Here is a 969-nt window from a genome sequence, read left to right on the forward strand (position 1 = left end):
CGCCCTCTTCGATGTAGTCGTTGATGCGGTCGAGGTACCAGTTGCAGAACGCGTTGACCTGGTACTCGCTGGGCATGTAGGGGCCGGGCACGTAGGCGGGGTCGGTGACGCCCTTCTGCGCCAGCTCGACGAAGTGGGCGTCCTGGTTGTTGGTCTCGCGCCACACGTGAGTGAGGTCATCGACGTTGTAGTCCACACCCTCCACGGCATCCTCGTGGACCAGCCACGTCGTGCGCACCAGCGTGCGACCCGGCGCGATCGGCAGCACCGCGAAGGTGATGGCGTGGTCGGCCATGAAGTGGCACCAGAAGTTCGGCTGCGTGTGCATCGACAACCGGCCCAGCTTCGCGTCGTCGAAATCGCCCAGCAGCTTGTTCACCAGCTTCGCGCCGGTCAGCGAGTACGACTCGCCCTCACCGTCCAGCGCCTCGCGCTGCACCCGGAACCCGAAGACGCGGGTGTCCAGCTGCTCATTGCCCTTGTAGTGGATGCCGCGCTCGATGCACTTCTCCTCCAGCTCCGCTTCGGCCGCGAGGTAGCGCTGGTGCACATCCTGCAGGTGCGGCGGGATCTGGTCCTCGGGGTAACCCCACGTGATGAAGTAGGTGCAGCCCAGCTCCGGATGCAGGTCGCAGTGGTAGCACTCCCGGTTGTTCTCCAGCGTGAGCTTCCAGTTGCCCTCCTCGATGAGGTCGATCTGCTTGGCGACCTTCGCACGCCCCAGCTGGTGCGCGTCGAAGTACGGCTCCACGATCTTCGCGACCGGATCGATGTCCGTGTTCGGCTCATCCGACATGTTGATGAAGATGAGCCCCGAGATCACCCGGAACGCGACCTTCCGCAGGCTGTAGCAGTTCTTGTCGAACCCCTCCTCGGCAGCCGACGCGTAGATCAACTCACCATCCGGACGATACGTCCACTGGTGATACCCGCACACCAGGTTCCCCACCGAGCCCGCCCCCGGCTGCA

Annotated in this window: 1 protein-coding gene; it reads right to left on the bottom strand. The window is 64.3% G+C overall.

Features of this window, described 5'->3' with window-relative positions; genetic code table 11:
* Positions 1-969, bottom strand: a 969-nt coding sequence (locus JNB61_RS19855) for an SRPBCC family protein (RefSeq protein ID WP_220340732.1), incomplete at both ends; no start/stop codon positions are given.

Source organism: Microbacterium ureisolvens (assembly GCF_019511645.1).
GTDB classification, from domain to species: domain Bacteria; phylum Actinomycetota; class Actinomycetes; order Actinomycetales; family Microbacteriaceae; genus Microbacterium; species Microbacterium ureisolvens_A.